The 16,596-nt window shown below is 42.7% G+C and carries 12 protein-coding genes and 2 pseudogenes; 9 read left to right on the plus strand and 5 right to left on the minus strand.

The genetic code is table 11. The annotated features are described in order from the left end of the window. Positions 1-357 precede the first annotated feature (357 nt). Positions 358-2,037 (minus strand): sensor histidine kinase, encoded by a 1,680-nt coding sequence (locus tag JMY06_RS08885; protein WP_201617960.1) that lies wholly within the window; start codon positions 2,035-2,037, stop codon positions 358-360. Further along, positions 2,037-2,729 (minus strand): response regulator transcription factor, encoded by a 693-nt coding sequence (locus JMY06_RS08890; RefSeq protein WP_201617961.1) that lies wholly within the window; start codon positions 2,727-2,729, stop codon positions 2,037-2,039. Before JMY06_RS08890 ends, JMY06_RS08885 begins: the two co-directional genes overlap by 1 nt. A 260-nt stretch (positions 2,730-2,989) precedes the next feature. Between JMY06_RS08890 and JMY06_RS08895 the strand changes: the two genes are divergently transcribed. The 9 genes and pseudogenes from JMY06_RS08895 (at position 2,990) to cysE (ending at position 14,410) form a co-directional block, all read left to right on the plus strand. Further along, positions 2,990-3,568 (plus strand): hypothetical protein, encoded by a 579-nt coding sequence (locus JMY06_RS08895; protein ID WP_201617962.1) that lies wholly within the window; start codon positions 2,990-2,992, stop codon positions 3,566-3,568. 275 nt (positions 3,569-3,843) lie between these two features. Continuing rightward, positions 3,844-5,790 carry a gamma-glutamyltransferase gene (ggt, locus tag JMY06_RS08900; RefSeq protein ID WP_201617963.1) on the plus strand — a complete coding sequence of 649 codons (1,947 nt, stop codon included), beginning with the start codon at positions 3,844-3,846 and terminating at the stop codon, positions 5,788-5,790. Between the two features lie 280 nt (positions 5,791-6,070). Then, positions 6,071-6,818, plus strand: a pseudogene (locus JMY06_RS08905) (IS5 family transposase). Positions 6,819-6,865: 47 nt separating this feature from the next. After that, positions 6,866-7,306, plus strand: coding sequence for a DUF4236 domain-containing protein (locus JMY06_RS11970; RefSeq protein ID WP_201526111.1), 441 nt, complete (start codon positions 6,866-6,868; stop codon positions 7,304-7,306). Between the two features lie 352 nt (positions 7,307-7,658). Beyond that, entirely contained in the window at positions 7,659-11,363 is a 3,705-nt protein-coding gene (gene dnaE, locus JMY06_RS08915; protein ID WP_201617964.1) for a DNA polymerase III subunit alpha, read from the plus strand. Positions 11,364-11,435: 72 nt separating this feature from the next. Next, a complete protein-coding gene (locus JMY06_RS08920; protein ID WP_201526109.1) occupies positions 11,436-11,834 on the plus strand; it encodes an Hpt domain-containing protein in 399 nt (132 codons plus the stop codon). Positions 11,835-11,950: 116 nt separating this feature from the next. Further along, positions 11,951-12,799, plus strand: a complete 849-nt coding sequence (locus JMY06_RS08925; RefSeq protein WP_227672264.1) for an RNA methyltransferase — start codon at positions 11,951-11,953, stop codon at positions 12,797-12,799. A 35-nt stretch (positions 12,800-12,834) separates the two neighbouring features. Continuing rightward, entirely contained in the window at positions 12,835-13,278 is a 444-nt protein-coding gene (locus JMY06_RS08930) for a YtoQ family protein (RefSeq protein WP_201617966.1), read from the plus strand. A 214-nt stretch (positions 13,279-13,492) separates the two neighbouring features. Next, entirely contained in the window at positions 13,493-14,410 is a 918-nt protein-coding gene (cysE, locus tag JMY06_RS08935; protein ID WP_413786910.1) for a serine O-acetyltransferase, read from the plus strand. 410 nt (positions 14,411-14,820) lie between these two features. On the opposite strand, the pseudogene JMY06_RS08940 reads toward cysE, so the two are convergent. From JMY06_RS08940 to folB, 3 genes and pseudogenes are all read right to left on the minus strand, one after another. Beyond that, a pseudogene (locus JMY06_RS08940) lies at positions 14,821-15,360 on the minus strand (DUF924 family protein). 214 nt (positions 15,361-15,574) lie between these two features. Further along, positions 15,575-16,096, minus strand: a complete 522-nt coding sequence (locus JMY06_RS08945; RefSeq protein WP_227672260.1) for a 2-amino-4-hydroxy-6-hydroxymethyldihydropteridine diphosphokinase — start codon at positions 16,094-16,096, stop codon at positions 15,575-15,577. Continuing rightward, entirely contained in the window at positions 16,086-16,541 is a 456-nt protein-coding gene (gene folB / locus JMY06_RS08950) for a dihydroneopterin aldolase (protein WP_201617968.1), read from the minus strand. Before folB ends, JMY06_RS08945 begins: the two co-directional genes overlap by 11 nt. Positions 16,542-16,596 lie beyond the last annotated feature (55 nt).

Genomic DNA, 16,596 nt, shown 5'->3' on the forward strand with positions numbered 1-16,596 from the left:
TTCTATACATTCATAATACCAAATATACATATAGTAACAATGTCGCTCGACAGTCATTCCCTACCGTTGGTCCGATTTTTATGTACGATGTCAAAATAACCGACAATATTTCGGAATAATTATAATTTTATTAAATTATGCTAATTTTTTGATACGAAGGTTAATAATTATATAATTAAAAACTTCTAATGAGTCTATTAAAAAGATTAGAGTTATTATGTGATGACTCACTATTTACGTTTTAAGTATTTCTTATAGATCTTAGATTGTCAAAATAATTGAAACCCAAAGCTTTTATATCAGTATCTACAAAGACACCTTACACTCCATAGACAAAGCGATACAGTAGCATTTTAATTACTTAACTGGCAAAATAATCTGCACCACCAAACCTTGAATGCTGTCTTGAACATTGGCTTGCTTATTGTGTACATTAAGCTGGCCTTTATGTGCCATAACCACTGCATGGACAATCGCTAATCCTAGACCATAGCCGCCTGTTTGCCGATGGCGAGCCGAATCAAGCCGAACAAAGGGTTGGAATATACGTTCTAAATCTTTTTCTTCTACGCCGCCACCCTCATCTGTAATACTAATTTGAATACCTTCTGTCGCTTTATCTATCCGAATCATCAATATCGTAGCAGTAACCGTTGAATTTGGCGGCGTATGCATAAAGGCATTACGAATGACATTTTCAAACGCACTATGCAGCTGATCTTGATTCCCACGTACTAAATAGACCGATGTTGGAGGCTGCCACACCCAGTGAACATGTTTATGTTGAAATTCAAAGCAGACATCTTGCCCAATTTCAGTAATAATCTCAGAAATATTTACGCTTTCACTTTCTAAGTCACTAATAGTGTATTGCTGCATCTGTAATGACTGAATACGAATGATTTGTTCAATCAGCTCATTCATGCGTGCTGATTCTTTATCAATACGGTCAAGATAACGGCTGGTATTAGGAGCAAAATCTCGAGTCAGCTCAGTCGCAACATCAAGACGCGCAAGCGGTGAACGTAATTCGTGAGAAATATCATTCAGCATTTGCTTACGTGCCAGCTCACTATCAGTCAAGCGCTCTGATAATTGCGCAACGTCTTTTGCCAGTAACCCCAGCTCATCTCCGCCCAAATTTGACAAATTGGGATTGGCTTGATAATCACCAACTAGCATCCGGTGGATGGTGTGTTGCACGCGAAGAATGCGCTGGGTCATGGTACGACTGAGCCAAAAACATACCAAAACACTAAAAAGAATGATTAGCCCCAAACGTACGGTAAAATTACCACGTTGTAGCTCTAAGACGTCTTTAAAAATCAAATGCGGCCGCAGTTGAATAATAGCAGTTTGCTCATTTGGCATGACAACCAATACTTCAGCCAATTCGGGGCGGCTATCTACATCGGCAATGGCTTTATGCGGCGGCATCGGCTGCAAAATATCATTAAGAATAGACTTATCACTCGAGTCTTCCTCTTTTGAGTTGTAGCCGCTTAAACTATAGTTGTCATAAGGATTTTTACTGGAACGCTGCTTATTACCAAATTTGCTATAGTCCGATTCATTTTTATCGAAGCCTTTTTTATCAAAACCGTTATTATCAGAGCTATTATTATCAGAACTATTGCTATCAAAATCACGGCTACCTGATAACGCCCGTTCTTGACGATTTGTGGGCTGGACTTCCTCACCGCGCCCTTGCCGATAACGATATCTAGGATAAATTATTGAGCCTTGCTCATCATATATTCTTATCTGATTCATTAGTCGTCGGTCATCATCATACATTTGCTTGACGGCGTCCATGTCACCTGCTTGCAAGGCTACAACTAACAGTTCGCGCTTGGCCAATAATTTCTCAATTTGGCTATCCATACGCGTTGCCAGCTCTTGCTCATTGAGCCAGCGCTCCACCACAATCGATAAAGTAGAGGTGATAAGAATCATAAACAGCAAACTTAAAAACAATCGCCAGAATAAAGTTAGATGTCCTTTGAAGCGCGGTTTTTTTATCGATGAATCAGTCATTACAGTACCAACTGATAGCCTTTACCACGAATGGCTTTAATCGGTTCATTATGAAAAGGTTGCAGTTTTTTGCGAAGGCTCGAAACATGCACATCAAGGCTACGATCGAACGGTTGCAGCTCACGTTGCAAGACATGTTGCGACAGCCAGGCTTTACTCACCACTTCACCCTTTTGTCTTAATAAGGCAACCAATAGGTCAAACTCTGTACCGGTTACTTGTAGCTCTACATTATCTATCTGACAAATACGCTGGGTTTGGTCAAGATGCAAGCGGCTGTCTGGTAGCGGGGTATGCTCTGAGGATGCCGCATTGGTACGCTTAATCACCGCATTAATACGTGCCAGCAGCTCGCGTGGATTGCAGGGTTTGGTGATATAGTCATCAGCGCCAAGCTCTAGCCCAATAATACGATCAATCTCATCGCCTTTTGCAGTCAGCATAATCACTGGAATATCACTGATAGCTGGCAACTGGCGTAGCACGCTTAATCCATCCATCTTTGGCATCATGATATCAAGTACCAATAAATCATAAGAAGAACCATCATGCGAAGAAGCATCCTGTTTAAGCCGCTGCATAACCGCCTCACCATCGTGAACGCAGTCGCAACTGATACCATGATTATGTAGATACTCTTGTAATAACTGGGTCAACTCCTCGTCATCATCACCAAGCAAAATATTTACCATATTAACTCCCTTAGTTATAAATAGCTTTCAAATGACTTTATTTTCACATTATCAAACAGGCGCTTGCCATTGCGCTACAAACGTTACCTTTCTTAATATTTCATCAATGTTTGTAACGTCTATATGCTCTAGTATAAATTCTATCGAATGTAGTTACTATTTAACCAGTTATTATTTAGAGCCTTTAGCCATCGCCCTGCAAACATGACACATTTAAAAATAGTAAATAATGATTAAGACAACCAATTAAGGATACGATAATGAAAAAATTATTGATAAGTTCAATACTAGCGACATCTAGCTTGTTTGCCCTTACCGCGTGTGCAGGTGTGAACGCAGCAACCGATACCAACGCCTCTACTCAAATGCAAAAACAGCATAAAGGCGGTATGAAAAACCCATTATCTGAGCTTAATCTCACGGCTACCCAACAGGCACAAATGCAAGCGCTTAGAGAAAATAATCGTGGTAAGCACATGCAAAACCGCGAAGCTATGATGCAGATACTAACACCAGAACAACGTGAAAAAATGAGTCAATTAATGGCTGATAGAATGGCAGCAGGTCAGCAAGGCGCAAAAGGAAAACAAGGTTCCAAAGGCCATATGCAAAAGCACAATAAAGGAGCTAGATCGGCTGCAAGCAATCCACTATCTCAGCTGAACCTGACTGCTACCCAAAAAGCACAAATGCAAGCACTCAGAGAAAACAATCGTGGTAAGCACATGCAAAACCGTGAAGCTATGATGCAGATACTAACCCCTGAACAGCGTGAAAAGATGAGCCAATTAATGGCTGATAGAATGGCATCAGGTCAGCAAGGTATGCGTAAAAACTAATAAGGCTAGCTATCAATGAGACTGCTTGCTACTAAAGAATAAATACTCAAAAATTAAAAGAGCGCATCAGCTAAGGTGCGCTCTTTTATTGTGTTGTTTGATATTATTTTAGAAAGAAACGTAGCACAATTACTAGGACATTCCCATCACTTACAGCAAAAGTTGTTAAATGCCTTCCTGCCAGCCCTTATTTTCGTTACTATTCAGGGGTTATCTATTTATTGTGCCGCCATTTAACTTGGCTTGCCATTCCCACTCGTAAAAAGGATTTTGCGATGCAAAACTCAACATCAAAAATTCAGCAAGAGACTCACCGCCCTAATCTTCAAAGCAAAACAGCCATTAGAGCTGCCATTTTACTTATTAGTAGCACCTTCTTAGTATCCGTACCTGCTCATGCCCTTGAGCCGACCATAAACACAACTGACATAAATACTAGCGCAATTAACCTCGCTATTATGACTGCTGAACCAACGATATTGTCTGAGACTCAGCGCATTACCCTTGCTGCACCTAACCCTCTCAAGAAAACACCTAGTACAAAAATAGCCGCAACCACCGCTAAAATCGACCAAGCTATCTACTCAAATGATGCTATTCAGCATCCGCTATGGGCCAAGAACGGCATGGTTGCCACTCAAGAAGCCATCGCCTCTGATATCGGCTTACAGATTCTTAAGCAAGGCGGTAATGCTGTCGATGCTAGTATTGCCGTTGGCTTTGCGCTGGCGGTCACCCTACCACGCGCCGGCAATATTGGCGGTGGTGGCTTTATGATGATTTATGATGCCAAACAAGACAAAACTGTCGCGCTTGATTATCGTGAAAAAGCGCCAAGTAGTGCCTCTCGCGATATGTATCTCGATGCCGACGGCAATGCGGTCAGCGATTTATCCCGCTATCATGGGCTAGCCGTTGGGGTACCGGGAACCGTGGCCGGCATGCTAAAAGCTCTAGAAGACCATGGCACTATGAGTCGAGGGCAAGTCATGGCACCGGCGATTTCGTTAGCAGAGAATGGTATAGAAGTCACGGCAGGGTTGACCGAGTCGTTAGAGGCGCTTAGCGAGCGCATACAAAAGTGGCCAAGTACTAAAAAAATATTCTTTAAGCCTGATGGCAGTGCGTATCAACCCGGTGAGCGTTTAAAGCAACCAGAACTTGCGCAATCACTTAAGTTAATCGCTGCTCAAGGTACCGACGGGTTTTATAAAGGCGAAACGGCTCGTAAGTTGGTCAAAGCCGTTAACGAAGCGGGTGGCAATATGAATCTACAAGACTTAGCCAATTATAAAGCTATTGCTCGCGAACCAGTCAAAGGCAACTATCGCGGTTATGAGATTGTCTCTATGCCACCGCCCTCCTCTGGTGGCATTCATATCGTCCAGATTTTAAATATTCTAGAAGGCTATCCACTGCATAATTATGGGCAGAACAGTGCGCAAACCATTCACTTAATGGCTGAAGCCATGCAGCTGGCCTATGCTGACCGCGCAGAATACTTAGGCGATGCGGACTTCGTTGATGTGCCTACCAGTGGTCTGACCGCCCGGCCTTATGCAGATAAACTTCGCAGCTTGATTAATCCAAATAAAGCCACGCCAGCTGCAACGGTTAAAGCCAATAACCCGCTACCATACGAGAGCGATCAAACCACGCATTTCTCTATTGTCGATAAAGATGGCAATGCGGTGGCAAATACTTATACATTGAACTTTTCTTATGGCACGGGAATGGTCGCCGAAGGTACGGGTATTTTATTGAATAATGAGATGGATGATTTCTCTGCTAAGCCGGGGGTTCCTAACGGTTATGGTCTACTTGGCGGTGAAGCTAACGCCGTTGAGGCAGACAAACGTCCCTTATCTTCTATGAGTCCAACCTTAGTATTTAAAGACAGCAAACCCTATATAGTCACTGGTAGTCCGGGTGGTAGCCGTATTATTACTACGGTCACCCAAATTATCTCTAACGTCATCGACCACGATATGAACATCGCTGAGGCTACCCATGCCCCGCGTATTCATGACCAATGGCTACCTGATGAGATTCGTATTGAAAAAGCATTGAATGTGGATACCATTAAAAAGTTAGAGTCAATGGGTCATACCGTCAACCCACAAGCAGCAATGGGCTCAACTCAGTCGATTATGATTACCCCAAATGGTATCTATGGCGCATCAGATCCACGTATTGTGGATGCGGCAGTGGTTGGGTATTAGATTAAAACTGTCTTTATCTAGTCATTAAAAAAGCGCTCTGTATCATTGTGATGTAGAACGCCTTTTTAATATTTTCTATAACTTATAGTCAATCTTAAATCTCATACTCATAGCGACTTAATTTGCTATATCTCTAAACAAGCTTAGTAAATCTCTACTATAAAAACATAATTAAGTTAATTTAATATTAGGGTCTGTTGAACATTGCAATAAATTGATGGCAAAAAAAATAGCGAAGCGGTAACCTTTGAGTTCTCACACAACAAAGACACCGTTCGCTATGCCTCGCACTATGCTCAAAGATGAACACTGGACCAGACTAAGACCTATCTTACTAGAACTTAATATGTATGACAAAGGAAATCTTAGACGTACCGTTGAGGGTGTGCTATACCGTATGCGTGTCGGCTATCCTTGGCGTGATTTACCGGCTTACTGAACCCAATACTGTCTATAAAGCCTATCAACGCTGGTTTCGCAGTAATAAGTTGATTCAGCTGTTTGCTTTATTAATCAAAGATTCAGACCTTGAGTGGGTGTTTATAGATGGCACTCACATTAAAGCGCATCAGCACAGCAATGGTGGTAATGAAAGCGACCAAGCCATCAATAAGAGTGTGGCAGGTCGTGCTACTAAAATTCACTTAGCGGTCGATGCGCAGGGTGATCCGATTACTTTCCTCTTATCAGATGGCACGACTCACTATGTGAAGGTGGCACCAGACTTAATTGATAAGATAGATTTAAGCAATACAGACGTTCTATGCGCCGATAAAGGCTATGATTCTGAGACACTACGAGAACATATTAAGCAAGCAGGGGGCTGTGACAATATTCCTAGAAAGAAGAATACAAAAACAGACAATGACCATATGGACTGGGACTTGTACAAAGTGCGCCACTTAGTTGAGAATGCGTTTGCTCACTTAAAACGGTTCCGAACCGTAGCCACTAGATACGATAAGCTCAAGCAAAGTTATGAGAATACGGTGGCACTAACTTGTGCTTTTATCTGGCTGAAATTATGAATATTCAACACGCCTTAATTTAATTATCCTAAACAAGTGAAAAAAAAATGGGCTTTAGACTTAGAAAAAGCATTAAAATTGTACCCGGTGTGCGTATCAATCTGACCAAAAAAGGCGTCTCCAGCCTATCAGTGGGTAAACGCGGCGCGCGAGTAAATATAGGCAAAAAGGGCACGCGTGGTACGGTCGGTATTCCTGGTAGCGGACTGTCTTATTCTTCTTATAAATCACATAGTGACTCCAAACGCCAACCGCCGCAATCACTTGCGCAAAATAATAGCACTTCAACTCGCTCGCCTCCTCCTTCAATACACGATATTGATACTGTTACCGCGCACGCGCAAAGGCGAGTTAGCATCCTGCTAGGTATTGGCATCTTGTTGGTACCCATTATTTTTGCATGGTTCACCCTTAGACAAGGTTATTCGACCGTTAGCCGTGCCATTAGTATGGTTTGGATGGTCATTGTTATTTTTTCGATGCGTTAAAGCCGTTTGCTTAACGGGTAACTGTATGAGTGATGGCTGTATAAATGGCAGCTGTTTAAATAATATCTATATTAATTAGAGGTGTTTTATCACCGTCAAAGGTTATCTTTACACTGACTCAGTCAGACTGACACGCTTGAATAAGTGGCTGTTATCCACAAATAATGCTATTATTACCGGCTAAGATGAAGAATAAAGTAAAGGCTATTGGTGCCTTATTTTTATTTAGACCACCGCATAAATATTTGATATGTCAGGTTTTATTTAACTGGCGCTATCTATGGTTTCGTCCTTTTATCTTTAAAAATTATCAGCATACCCTCCTTTTTGCTTGCATCAGTAAGAGTCCTCTATGGCATTTGTACACCTTGGCATTCACAGCGAATATTCGATTACCGATTCTATCGTGCGTATCAAGCCTCTGGTTAAAGCGGCGGCAGCGGACAATCAGCGCGCTTTAGCTTTGACTGATTTATCTAATTTATACGCCACCGTTAAGTTTTATCGTGCCTGCCTAGGTGCTGGTATTAAACCGATTATCGGTAGTGAAGTCATCATGGACAATGAAGACTCGCGCTTGGTGCTATTGGCGATGAATAATGAAGGCTATCAAAATATCACTCGTATCGTGTCGCTTGGTTTCACCGAAGGCCGCGCAGACGATGCCAATCATGGGGTACCTATTGTCAAGCGCAGCCATATTCTTGAGTATGCAGCTGGCGTGATTGTGCTGTTTACCGAAAAGTCAGATGTGGGTCAAGCGCTAGTTAGTTCTATGCCCGAAAAGGCCGACGAGTTGCTTCTCGAGTGGCAGGCACAGTTTGAAGATCGTTTATATTTTGCCATTAAACGTACCAACCGCAACGGTGAAGACGCCTTTATTAAAACCGCTATTCATGCGGGTGCCAAATACAATATTCCTATTATTGCCCATAATGATGTGCGTTTTTTAAAACAAGACGACTTTGATGCCCACGAAGCGCGTGTTTGTATCGCCGGTTCCTACGTGTTGGCAGATCCTAATCGTCCACAGCCCTATTCAGATGAGCAATACCTTAAAACCCAAGAGCAAATGCAGCAGTTATTCGCTGATATTCCACAGGTGGTTGACAATACTTTGCGACTGGCCACCCGCTGTAACGTGACCTTGACGCTGGGCATTAACGTATTACCTGACTTTCCAGTACCAGAAGGCGAAACGACTGAATCCTTCTTTCGAGCAGAATCACAGCGCGGCCTTGAGTATCGTTTAAACAAGCTATTTCCAGTTGAGGCGCGCAGCGATAACTGGAACGATATCCAGCAGAAGTATGATGAGCGTTTAGAGTATGAGCTGAATATTATCCTATCGATGGGCTTCCCCGGTTATTTCCTAATCGTGATGGATTTTATCCGCTGGGCAAAAGCCAATGGCGTCCCCGTCGGTCCTGGTCGTGGCTCCGGTGCCGGCTCGCTGGTTGCCTATGCACTAAACATTACCGACCTTGACCCGCTCCATTATGACTTATTGTTTGAGCGTTTCTTAAACCCTGAACGGGTCTCCATGCCCGATTTCGATATCGACTTTTGTATTGACGGTCGCGATCGAGTCATTGATTATGTCGCGCAAACCTACGGTCGCGAAGCGGTTTCGCAAATCATCACCTTTGGTACGATGGCAGCAAAAGCGGTAGTGCGTGACGTGGCGCGAGTACAAGGTAAATCGTACTTTCTTGCCAGTAAAATATCTAAATTTATCCCCAAAACTCCGGGAATCACCCTTAGCCAAGCGCTGGAGCAAGAGCCACAACTCAAAGACTTAATCGCCAATCCGGATAACATGGATTATGAAGATGCTAATGAAATTTGGGAGATGGCCATTAAGTTAGAGGGCGTTTGCCGGAACGTCGGTAAACATGCTGGTGGCGTACTGATTGCGCCCAATAAAATCACCGATTTTAGCGCCATTTATTGTGATGATGATGGTCACCGGGTGAGCCAATTCGATAAGGATGATGTTGAAGCGGTTGGGCTGGTGAAGTTTGACTTTTTGGGTTTACGTAACTTAACCGTGATTAGCGCCGCCGTCGAAAATATTAATAAGCGCCGTGCTAAAGAAGGCTTCGACGCACTAGTATTAGAAGACTTACCGTTAGATGACAGTAAAGCTTATAAGCTATTACAAGATGCTAAAACCACTGCCGTATTCCAGCTAGAAAGTTCGGGCATGAAGAAGTATCTTGCTAAGCTGCAACCAACCAATATCGAAGACGTTATCGCTATGTGTGCGCTCTATCGCCCAGGACCACTCGATGCCGGCATGGTTGAGATGTATATTGACCGTAAGCATGGGCGCGAAGAAGTCATTTATGACCACCCTAATCTTGAACCTATTTTAGAAAATACCAATGGCGTTATTGTTTATCAAGAACAAGTCATGCAGATATCACAGGTCATGGCAGGTTATAGCTTGGGCGGTGCGGATATGTTACGCCGTGCTATGGGTAAGAAAAAACCAGAAGAGATGGCCAAGCAGCGCGATATTTTTGTCACGGGTGCGACTGCTCAAGGTATTGATGAAGTCACCTCAGGCGGCGTGTTCGATTTGATGGAGAAGTTCGCCGGTTACGGTTTTAACCGCTCGCATTCTGCTGCTTATGGGGTTTTGGCTTATCAAACGGCTTACCTGAAGCAATACTACCCTGCTGAATTCATGGCAGCAGTATTGACCTCAGATATGAACAACACCGATAACGTAGTGTTCTTTATTAATGACTGTCGTGAAAACTTCGGCTTAACTGTGGTGAATCCATCGGTTAACCGCAGTGAATGGCATTTCGTCGCCGATACTCCAACCAATATTATTTATGGGCTTGGCGCGCTTAAAGGCGTTGGTGAAGGCGCTGTTGAATCTATTGTAGAAGCACGCCGCCGTGATGGATATTTCAAAGACCTTTACGACTTTTGTCGCCGCGTCGATATCAAAAAGGTCAATAAGCGTACTTTAGAGGCATTAGTAAGCGCGGGGTGTTTTGATGACTTTGCCGCTACTCTACGACCTGACTTACCAAGCGACGAAGCTTATGAAATTCGCGGGGCGCTGATGAGTCAATTGCCAAGCGCAGTCCAAGCCGCTGAGCAAGATCGACAGAATAAAGAAATCGGTATGATGGATTTATTCGGTGAGATGGATGGAGTAATTGCCGCACCGCCATTACTCATGACTGCTGAGCTGATTTGGGGTGACAAACACCGCTTAAAAGCCGAAAAGAATACTTTAGGATTGTACTTAACGGGTCATCCTATCGATGAATATCGCGAGGAGCTAAAGCGCTATACTTCAGGCGCACGACTAGATAAGCTTACCGATACTGGTTATAACGGTAGCTGTTACTTTGCCGGTTTAGTTATCGATATGGCAAACTTTGGTAATCGTAATGTTATTACCTTAGATGACGGTACTTCAAGGTTAGAGGTTAGCTGTTATGCTGAGCGGTTTAACCGTGTCAAAGATCAGCTAAAAGTGGATGAAGTGGTGATCATAAAAGGTAGCATTCGTGAGCGTGATGGCCGTCTTTTTGCCCGTCTTGATAACGCACTGAGTATGGTCGATGCGCGTCTGCGCTGGCTCAAAAAGATTAGCATTAAAGTTCACGGTAGTGACATCACTCTATTAACGCGCCTACAACCTTTGTTAAAATCTGCGCAAGCCAATATCATCCCAGCACCACGTCTGTCTTATGATAATGATCAGGATGAACAAAGTAATAACGGCGCTCATGACTATTATGATAACGCTGCTATGAATAATGGCGGCGGTAGTTTATATGATGAAGATGGTAACGATTTAATGACGCAAAATCAAAATTTGAACCAAAGTTATGATGATCAAACGCTTAGTAATACAGACGCTTCAATTAATGACAATTGTACGCCGCTAGGTCTTAGCGTTTATGAAGAGTTTGGTATTGCTAACGTAGCACTGTCCGAGCACTGGCGGGTCTATCCCAATGATGATAACCTGCAACAATTGAAAAATATGATCAGCGAGGACAACTTACACTTTCATTACAGCTAGCATTTGCATTATAGCCAATACCTTTATCCTTAGTATACTTGCCCTATTTTTCAACTTATTGGATATTGAATCATGACCGAAACCTATTTGAATAATCATAATCTGAATAACAATATTGATAGCGGTACTGATAAGGAAGTCATTAACGGTGAGCAGTTTGAAGAGATGCGTGACCTGCTTGAAGAAGATTTTTCTGACTTGGTACAAACCTTTATTACTGATAGCAAGCAACGTATTAGCTTATTGCATAGCGCACAAAAAACCGATGATAATGCCAATGGCTTTGAGGCGGCGCATGCACTAAAGGGCGCCAGTGCTAACTTGGGCGCCACCCAACTAGTAATCCTTAGCGGGCAATTACAAGAAGCCTGCCGCGAACGTAACATCAGTCAACAAGCTGACATTATTGAGCAAACAGCCTTGGCGTTACAGCACGTCGAACAAGAAATCAACCAACGCTTGGGGCAATAATGAATAGCGATTTTTTATCATCAAAATCATCAGAGCAATCAGAATTGCCCAAGTCCTCAAGCACAGCTCGTGACGCACTTACCGTCAGTGATTATTTATCATACCTACAAATAGTGATGGTCAATACTACTTTGCCTGCCAATATTGGCTCAACGGCACGCGCAATGCACACCATGGGCTTGTCGCGACTGACAGTGGTTGACCCAAAACATCCTATAGATGAGACTAGTATCTCACATGCCGCCGGCGGCAGTGAAATTTTAGCAGCAGCGCAAATTGTGCCTACATTAGAGGCAGCTATTGCGGACTGTCAGCTGGTGTTTGCTGCCAGTAGCCGCAGCCGTCATTTGCCGCGTCCGGTGGTAACACCAACCCAAGCGGCGAAAATCATGTTAGATTTTATTGATAATCAGAACGGTTTTGATGGTCAGTCAGTTATCAATCAGCAGGCAGCATCTGATACACAAATACTTAATGACAATGGCAGCCCGATTAATATTGCCATATTATTTGGTCGTGAAGATCGTGGTCTGACCAATGAGGAATTGGCTTATGCAGACTATCATATCCAAATCGATGCCAATCCTGATTATCCGGTGCTCAATGTCGCTTCAGCGGTACAAGTAGTTGCTAGCTTTATCTTTACTTATATACAAGGTCATGTTACTAATGGCGTGACTGATACTCCTTCTAATGTTGAAACACATGAGATAGACGCTAACTCAGAACAGCTAATGCTACATACTTATATACGCCAACAATGGGATGAGCCTGCAATTACCCAACAGCAATTGCAGCAGCTTACTCAGTGCACAACTGAACTTATGATTGCACGTGGACTTGCTGATAGCGATCATTTAAGATCACTACCCTCGCGGCTATCTCGTTTAGGCTCCCGTATTCAGCTTGATCAAAAAGAGTATCAACTGCTAAGTGCCTTGGTAGCTAAACTTCTAAAAGACTAAAACTTACATAATTTAATACTAAAACGGAGTTAACTATGAATTGGACAGTCTATTTATCCGGAGAGATCCACAGCGACTGGCGGCAGAAAATTATGCAAGGCGCTAAAGAATATGACCTTCCTATTGAGTTCACATCAGCAGTGACTGAACACGAAGCCAGCGACGCGGCCGGTGATGTGCTGGGTAAAGACAAGAATGCATTCTGGCGTGACCATAAGTCGTCGAAGGTTAATTCGATTCGTACCAAAAACCTGATACAAAAATGCGATATAGCTATCATTCGTTTTGGTGATAAATACAAGCAGTGGAACGCGGCATTCGATGCCGGCTATTGCTCTGCCCTGGGCAAGCCGTATATCACGCTGCACGCTGATGATATCATTCATCCGCTGAAAGAAGTTGACGCGGCGGCAATGGCATGGGCGCAAACGCCTGAACAGGTTGTCGAGCTGCTAAAATATACTACCAGTGACAGCTAGACGTTGCAGTGAAGGCGGAATCTATGTGGCAGTATTGTGAGCAGAAACGACTGCCTTTAGATGAAAAGCTAATATTAATTTCCAATCTTTTTTTATTTATAACTCATAGCTATATTTTATGATGCAAAGCTGCTATAACTAAAAAACTGTAATCAAAAATACGATAGGACGCTTTATGTCATCGCCAACTGCCTTGTTCAAATCGCTTACCCGCATCAAAAAAGACTTAAAAGAAGATATTGATGCGGTATTCACCCGTGATCCTGCTGCGCGCAATAGCATGGAAGTCCTACTCACCTACCCAGGCATTCACGCGCTTATTTTACATCGCGGCGCTCACTGTCTGTGGCAAAACGAGCAGAAATTCGCCGCGCGTACTATCTCTTACGGCTCACGTATTATTACTGGTATTGAAATTCACCCGGCTGCCAAGATTGGTAAGCGTTTTTTTATTGATCATGGTGTCGGCGTGGTCATCGGTGAGACCGCTGTGATTGGTAATGATGTCACCTTATATCATGGTGTCACCCTCGGCGGCGTCTCATGGAATAATGGTAAGCGCCATCCAACCTTAGAAGATGGTGTGATTGTTGGCGCGGGGGCCAAAGTATTAGGACCATTCACCGTCGGTAAAAATGCTAAAATTGGCTCGAATGCAGTAGTCGTCAAGCCTGTACCGGCAGGCGCAACTATGATCGGTAGCGCTGCTCGCATGATTTCAGACCACCACGATGAAAAAGGCAATCCAATTGTCAGGAAAGTCGACGATGCTAAACAGCATGAAAATTTAGCAAATGCTGCAGCTAATAATCCGCAAAATCAAGACAACACACAAAACATCAAACCTGACAGATCTAAAGACTCGTCGAATACTAGCGGCCAAAGCTCAGCACGGGCTACGGCCTTTCAAGCTTATGGTATTGATCAGACTTCACAAGATCCAGTCGCTGAAGCCTTTGCTAAAATGCTGGAACATATCCAACAATCTGAGAAACGTCTTGATCAGTTGCAAGAAGCTATGTGCAAGCTTGACCCTGATTTTTGCAAAAAAGAGTATGACAAGTTATGTTTAGAAGATTTGGATGTAATCGGTCAGGGTGATATGAACGAGGCAGGCGCTGAACAGAAATAAGCATATAGAGACATAATAGCCTGTCACTCTGGGTCTTTTATATTTATTAGTAAGTTTTGTACCTATAGTAAGAAGACTGACTTAATAATATCAAACTCTCTCATACAAAGAGTAAGAAGCTCATAAGCCTGATTAGACTATTATCCCTAGGGTGAGCTTAAAAAAAGGTTGGTATCAGCTATCAGCCTCTTCTTTGGTATTATCAACCTACTCTCAGAACCGGTTTGATGGCGAGGCCGCTTACCGACTCTTCAAACACTTTTGTAATTTCTTAAAAACCATAGAACTTAACCAGCTTATTAAATAGTATTGTCTGCTAATAACTAATTAATAACGATTAAACCTAAGCTAATAGAATTAAACTAAATAAAGACGGGATTTAATTCGGTATTTACATACCGAGGTATTGCTTAAAACGATGAATTCGGTTGCTTTAAAAACTCTATTTCTTCGACAGTAGAAGCCCGTCTTAAAATTTCATTACGGTGTGGGTAACGGCCAAAGCGATCCACGATGACTTTATGTTTGATCTCAGACCTGTATACCTCTTCGTTGGTATGTTATTTAAATAATTGTTCAGCTTGTTGATGAATTAACTTTGATTCGCTGTGCATATAAGGCATCAGAAGAAATCGGCGTTCATCTAAAATTTTTAACTTTTGTAATATACCAGCTGCCACCGCTTCTTGGGCTAAGGTTAGCGCCATTGCATCTTGAGAAAAAGCGTTTGGAGTATTACGGTAAATATTGCGTGAAAATTGGTCTAATATAATGATTTCAGCTAAGCGGCCTTGGGGATTGGTGCGCCAAGCATAAAACTCTCCCGCTGCGGCTTGCTTAAATACATTGTTAAAGCGCTCTCTAAGAAGTTGATCGAGCCCCAAATCCTTCTCGAACCATTTTTGACTGCCTACCTCTTTAAAACAAAAGTCTAATACATTTTCGTACATACACAGCTCTTTTTAGAAATTTAAATGGTGTTTCTACAATGGCATTTTATACCGTCAGGCAAACGGCTAGGATTTGCACCTATAGCTTCAACTCAGTTTCAGGGTTCGACCTCGTTGCCATTGAACGCCGCACTTTAAAGACACAGCTCAGTCAAAAGAACAATATCAATACTATGAATATGAGCAGGTTAACTATTTTTCCAAGCCTGCGCTACTATAAACTAGACTCAACTAATTCTACTATGCCTGCACTCTCATGCGCTTTAAAAGGATAACGATCCGCCATAATCATCCATTCGTCACTGCAGTTGTTATTCTTACTATCTAGCTTTATCAACAAAATATCAATATCCATCGTGACTTGTCTTATGGTCGCCGGCTCAATTGGACGCTGCCTATTGCAATCGCCTTCAAACGATTTAAAGATTTTTTGTAGCTGCTGCAGCGTCGTACTGTCAGTCAAAGATAAATAAACACATTGATTGGTATAGTCAGGTTTTGGGTGCTCTAAGGTCGCAGTAAAGTCTGGATTTTGAAAAGCAGTAGTGATCTGTATTTCACCAAGTGCAGCTAAGCTTTTATGAACACGTGGGAAGTAATACTTAGCTTGATAATTACTTCCCAACGCTAATAATACGGCCGCTACTGATTGGCCTTGCAACCGTTCAGGCGCAATTTCTTTTAACTTTGCAGCGTCCAATTCTAATGGTAACTTTTGCATCGTCTTATGCATCATCAGATTTTCTGTCAGCAGTCTGGTTATCAACTGGCTTGTTACCGACAGACTCATTTTCAGAGCTTTTATTTTCAGCTGCTTTAGCATGGCGAGTAATTTGTACCCCGACCGCATCTGCTTGTTTTATAGCCGTCGGTTTAGCAACACTCAAGGTCACTGTTTGACAAGCATAATTCGCTAGTAGCTTATCAGTAATTTGCTCCGCTAAATGCTCAAGGAGCTTTGCTTTAATCTCTTTGCACCATGCGCTGACATCATCGCAGACGGCTTTATAATTTAATGCGTCATTCACATCGTCTGACGCTGCAGCTTCACTAATGTCAGTCTCAAGCGCAATATCAATCAATAACGGTTGGGTAATGGTGCGCTCCCATTCGTAAACCCCAATGACTGCCTCGACCTTTAGAGCTTTTACAAATACCATATCAGATTGGGTATGAAACATATTCTCATCCTTGTTGACTGTTTTTTAATGTGAGTTATTAGTTTAATCTCATGGA

Source organism: Psychrobacter urativorans (assembly GCF_904846675.1).
Classification (GTDB): Bacteria; Pseudomonadota; Gammaproteobacteria; order Pseudomonadales; family Moraxellaceae; genus Psychrobacter; species Psychrobacter urativorans_B.

Excerpts from the sequence above, each read along its gene's own strand:
- JMY06_RS08885 (WP_201617960.1), bottom strand. The coding sequence starts at position 2,037 with ATGACTGATTCATCGATAAAAAAACCGCGCTTCAAAGGACATCTAACT.
- JMY06_RS08890 (WP_201617961.1), bottom strand. The coding sequence starts at position 2,729 with ATGGTAAATATTTTGCTTGGTGATGATGACGAGGAGTTGACCCAGTTA.
- JMY06_RS08895 (WP_201617962.1), top strand. The coding sequence starts at position 2,990 with ATGAAAAAATTATTGATAAGTTCAATACTAGCGACATCTAGCTTGTTT.
- ggt (WP_201617963.1), top strand. The coding sequence starts at position 3,844 with ATGCAAAACTCAACATCAAAAATTCAGCAAGAGACTCACCGCCCTAAT.
- JMY06_RS11970 (WP_201526111.1), top strand. The coding sequence starts at position 6,866 with ATGGGCTTTAGACTTAGAAAAAGCATTAAAATTGTACCCGGTGTGCGT.
- dnaE (WP_201617964.1), top strand. The coding sequence starts at position 7,659 with ATGGCATTTGTACACCTTGGCATTCACAGCGAATATTCGATTACCGAT.
- JMY06_RS08920 (WP_201526109.1), top strand. The coding sequence starts at position 11,436 with ATGACCGAAACCTATTTGAATAATCATAATCTGAATAACAATATTGAT.
- JMY06_RS08925 (WP_227672264.1), top strand. The coding sequence starts at position 11,951 with ATGGTCAATACTACTTTGCCTGCCAATATTGGCTCAACGGCACGCGCA.
- JMY06_RS08930 (WP_201617966.1), top strand. The coding sequence starts at position 12,835 with ATGAATTGGACAGTCTATTTATCCGGAGAGATCCACAGCGACTGGCGG.
- JMY06_RS08945 (WP_227672260.1), bottom strand. The coding sequence starts at position 16,096 with ATGATGCATAAGACGATGCAAAAGTTACCATTAGAATTGGACGCTGCA.
- folB (WP_201617968.1), bottom strand. The coding sequence starts at position 16,541 with ATGTTTCATACCCAATCTGATATGGTATTTGTAAAAGCTCTAAAGGTC.